The sequence below is a fragment of the Flavobacterium taihuense genome (assembly GCF_019351435.1).
In the GTDB taxonomy this organism is placed as follows: domain Bacteria; phylum Bacteroidota; class Bacteroidia; order Flavobacteriales; family Flavobacteriaceae; genus Flavobacterium; species Flavobacterium taihuense.
The window spans coordinates 1-4483 of sequence record NZ_JAHWYN010000045.1; the positions used below are offsets into that span (position 1 = coordinate 1).

Annotated in this window: 6 protein-coding genes; 5 read left to right on the plus strand and 1 reads right to left on the minus strand. The window is 34.4% G+C overall.

The features are described 5' to 3' along the window. Positions 1–393: 393 nt before the first annotated feature. The 5 genes from KZH69_RS20185 (at position 394) to KZH69_RS20205 (ending at position 4099) form a co-directional block, all read left to right on the plus strand. Positions 394–684 carry a helix-turn-helix domain-containing protein gene (locus tag KZH69_RS20185; RefSeq protein ID WP_219319268.1) on the plus strand — a complete coding sequence of 97 codons (291 nt, stop codon included), beginning with the start codon at positions 394–396 and terminating at the stop codon, positions 682–684. A 41-nt stretch (positions 685–725) separates the two neighbouring features. After that, positions 726–1547 carry a transcriptional regulator gene (locus KZH69_RS20190; RefSeq protein WP_219319269.1) on the plus strand — a complete coding sequence of 274 codons (822 nt, stop codon included), beginning with the start codon at positions 726–728 and terminating at the stop codon, positions 1545–1547. Between the two features lie 81 nt (positions 1548–1628). Beyond that, complete coding sequence (locus tag KZH69_RS20195) at positions 1629–2255, plus strand: AAA family ATPase (protein ID WP_219319270.1); 627 nt, start codon at positions 1629–1631, stop codon at positions 2253–2255. Positions 2256–2508: 253 nt separating this feature from the next. Next, positions 2509–2799: a helix-turn-helix domain-containing protein gene (locus KZH69_RS20200; protein ID WP_219319271.1), complete on the plus strand. Its 291-nt coding sequence runs from the start codon at positions 2509–2511 to the stop codon at positions 2797–2799. 49 nt (positions 2800–2848) lie between these two features. After that, positions 2849–4099 (plus strand): type II toxin-antitoxin system HipA family toxin, encoded by a 1251-nt coding sequence (locus tag KZH69_RS20205; protein WP_219319272.1) that lies wholly within the window; start codon positions 2849–2851, stop codon positions 4097–4099. A 121-nt stretch (positions 4100–4220) separates the two neighbouring features. Here the strand turns inward: KZH69_RS20205 and KZH69_RS20210 are convergent. Continuing rightward, positions 4221–4483: hypothetical protein (locus KZH69_RS20210; protein WP_219319273.1), on the minus strand; the 263-nt coding region annotated here is incomplete at its 5' end.

Here is a 4483-nt window from a genome sequence, read left to right on the forward strand (position 1 = left end):
AAAAAAGTAGTTTTTAATGAAAAATGGAGGTGGTCATTTTGCTCCGGAATTAGGTGGTCATTTTGAATTGGAATCAGGTGGTCACTTTAAATTGGAATTGGGTGGTCAATATCACTGGAATTTGCATTAAAAATATTCAGGCTTGAAATCGGAGATTCATGAATACCAAAAAAACAATATTAACCCATGAATATTTCTTGTTTCTTTTGTATCAAGACAAAAGAAAAAGAATTAATCCATTTTTTTGAAAATAATTTTCCAGTAAAACCAAGCCTTCACCATTTTTAAATGTTAAATTTTTTCGGTACTACGAAAGCCATTGGGATAAAATCCAACAAAAGCTATTGAATTTTGTAAAAGCTTATCAAACAATATTAATCTAAAACAAAAATCATGGCAGCATCCATTATTACAACCGAAGATCTTTACGAATTCAAAATTGAGCTATTACAGGAAATCAAAAAAATGCTTCAATCTGCCGAACCAAACAATAGCAAAAAATGGCTCAAATCCAAAGAAGTCATCAAGCTCCTAAACATTTCACAAGGAACACTCCAAAACCTCCGCATCAACGGAACACTAACCTACACTAAAATAGGTGGCACCCTCTATTACGATAATTCCGATATCGAAAAATGTTTAAACAAAAACAAAGTGTCCGCATTACCAACACTATTAAAATAACATGATCTAGAAATTTTATTCTTAGTAACTTAAAAAGAACAATGAACTACATCAAACACCTCACTGGTTTCTTCGACCGCATAGTCCTGGATCGGAACCTCAACCCTACTCATATCAGTTTATACATTGCACTATTTCAGTTTTGGAATGTAAACCGTTTTAAAAATCCAATAAGCATCACCCGAGATGAGGTAATGCGTATAAGTAAAATTTGTTCCAAAGCAACCTACCACAAGTGTATGAGAGAATTGAACGATAGAGGATATATCAGATACGAACCCTCATTCAATCCTTTCAAAGGCAGTATGGTAATCCTTTTCAATTTTTCAGAAGACCTAAAACCAGTTCAAAAAAGAGCAAGCAACAACGAAAAAAAATTATCAAATAATGAACAGGTTCTGAACAAGCAACAAACTAGTGATGAAACAAGTACTGAACAAGCGCTGGTATCTTCTATAAACTATATAAACAAAACAAACAATTTAAACATTTCAAACTTGGGTGAGCAACCTCAAAATTTTAAAAATGACAATTCAATTTTAGAAAAAGAAAAATTAGTAAAAGAAAAAAGTTCCGCAAAAAAAGAAAAGTTTGTCACTTCGAGCGGAGCCGAGAAGCCAACAAGCGAAGAAATCAAAACCTATTTCCAGCAACAAAACTTCCCAGAACTGGAAGCCCAAAAATTCTTCAATTATTTTTCCAGCAATGGCTGGCTTGTCGGTGGAAAAACCCCAATGGTCGATTGGCAAGCTGCAGCGCAAAACTGGATGCTAAACGCAAGCAAATTCAACACCAATGAAAACCCAAACAGAGCAAAACACCTCAACACTCCCACCGACAAAAACTATGCAGAACCCCTTTAATTCCCCTCCTTTGGAGGGGTGGTAATTTCACTCAATTCAACTCAGAATCTTAGTCCCTCAGCATCTTAGCAACTTCAAAAAATGAAAACAGAAATAAATTCCCACTACAACTACGAAGAAGTAATCATCTGGCTTGAAAAAAAAGGCATTGAATTATACGGAAATCATTTCAAAATTCTTGAAAATGACCATCCAATTGTATACAAACTCATTGCCTATTTCCTAAAAGACGAACCAACATGTTTTCAATTCAATATCGACCTAAACAAGGGAATTCTACTTTCCGGCCCTGTCGGTTGTGGCAAAACGACATTGATGAATTTAATGAAACACCTCACTCCTACCGCTCACAAATTTTCCATAAAACCGTGCCGGGACATCAGCTTTGAATTTATTCAGGATGGTTACGAAATAATCCATAAATACAGCAAAGGCAGACTCTATCAAGCCGAACCCAAAACAATATGCTTCGACGATTTAGGAACAGAAAACAATCTAAAATATTACGGAAACGAATGCAACGTAATGGCTGAAATTCTATTAAGTCGTTACGATAATTTTACAACAAAAAAAATCCAAACCCACATAACTACAAACCTTTCTGCAAGTGAAATTGAAACTCATTACGGAAACCGTGTAAGAAGTCGATTGAGGGAAATGATTAATTTGATTGGATTTGAAAAAGGAATTGAGGATAAGAGAAAATAAATTAAGTTTCGGCAGTAAACTCTAACTACTGCAAAACTTAATCATATTTAATTTGTGCTTTACAACAATGTGTAGTGAAGGACAAACAGAAAGAGAAGATTCTGGAGATAATAAAAAATACTTATAGATAGTAATTACTATTAGTAGTTATAAAGATGATACAGTAGTAGCTACTAAAGAATAAAATATACAAAATGTTTGTTATTATGAACATAAACATTATTTTTGTTCATAATAATGAACATTTAATAAGATGAACAGAAAAAAACAAACCGTTTTTCCTAAGCACCAGATGACATTAGAACAGATGGGAGAAAACATAAAGCTAGCTAGGAAAAGAAGAAAGCTAACTACTGTTCAGGTAGCAGAAAGAGCAGATATTGTTAGAACTACTTTATATCAAATAGAAAAAGGTAATCCTAGCGTTGCTATTGGTGCTTATTTTAATGTACTAAGAGTATTAGGCCTTCAAGATGATTTTCTTAAACTCGCAGCTGACGACGAACTGGGAAGAAAGCTCCAAGATCTTGAACTGTTAAAATAATAGTGTCAACATAACAAACTCTAATAATTAAAAAAGATAACCATTCATAATGTCCACTAACAAAATCGACATATACGTTTACGCACACTGGAAAGAAATGCCCGAACCAAAAATTATTGGCATTCTATCGGCACAACAAGCCAAAAGTAAAAAAGCATTCAGCTTTGAATACGATAACGAATGGCTTAAATCAGAACAAAAATTTATACTCGACCCGGATATTCAATTATACGGTGGTCCACAATACCCAAACCAGAAAGAAAACTTTGGCATATTCCTAGACAGTATGCCCGACACTTGGGGACGTACATTAATGAAACGTAGAGAAGCACAGTTAGCAAGAGAAAATAATGAAAAACCTAAAACGTTGTACGATATTGATTTTCTTTTAGGAGTATACGATGAAAGCCGTATGGGCGCATTGCGTTTTAAAACAGACCCCGATGGAGATTTTCTGGACAACAATAAAACAGCTTCTACTCCACCATGGTCATCCATTCGTGAGTTGCAAAACGCAGCCGCTAATTTTGAAAAGGACGAGGATAATGATGAGGTAAAAAAATGGCTTTCCGTTTTAATGGCACCAGGTTCTTCATTAGGTGGAGCAAGACCAAAAGCTAATGTCTTAGATGCCGACAAAAGTCTTTGGATTGCTAAATTCCCATCTAAAACAGATACAACAGATAAAGCGGCTTGGGAATTCCTGGCCTACCAACTGGCAATAAATGCAGGAATAGAAATGGCACCATGCCGAATAGAAAAAATAATGGGTAACTACCATACTTTTTTCACAAAACGTTTCGACCGGGAAAACGGAGAAAGAATACATTTTGCTTCAGCAATGACAATGACGGCTAATAATGAAGATACAATTCGTGACAATCACGCAAGTTACTTGGACATAGCTGAATTTATTAGTAATTACGGCACAAACGTAGAAGCAAATTTACACCAGCTATGGCGCAGAATAATCTTCAATATTGCAGTTTCCAATACAGACGACCATTTAAGAAATCACGGTTTTATACTAACAAAAGAGGGTTGGATACTATCACCGGCATATGACCTTAATCCATCTATTGATAAAGACGGTTTAGCTTTAAACATAGATACTGATAACAATGACCTTGATTTTGAATTGGCAAAAAGCGTTGGCGAATATTTCCGTTTAAATAATAATCAAATGGAAGTCATTATACAAGAAGTTCTTCAAGTAACAAGTAACTGGAAAACTATTGCTAAAGAAATAGGGATTTCAAGAGCCGAACAGGAACTAATGCTAAAAGCGTTCAACGTTTAGAAAGTTTAACTAGTCTAATTATGATTCAAGAAAATATTAAAAAATCCAAAAAGACTATCAAGCTATGAAAGAATTTAGGATATATTTAGAGACATTGAAGTTTGAGAAGTTATTAAATCATTTAGAAGAACTTAAAAAACGATTTAATGAGAGACGTTAAGACTATTTCAGAAGCACCAGAATCTAATGCTGGTGATGATTTCCATGTATTATGGACTTTAAAGAAATCCTTAAATTTATTAAATTTTGATGATAATGTGGAAAAACCGGTCAAATTGACCACCACTTTCCAGTGTAAATTGACCACCAGTTCCGGAGCAAACTGACCACCACTTTCCAGTTCAAATTGACCACCTAATTTCGGGGTAAATTGATTATTAAAAA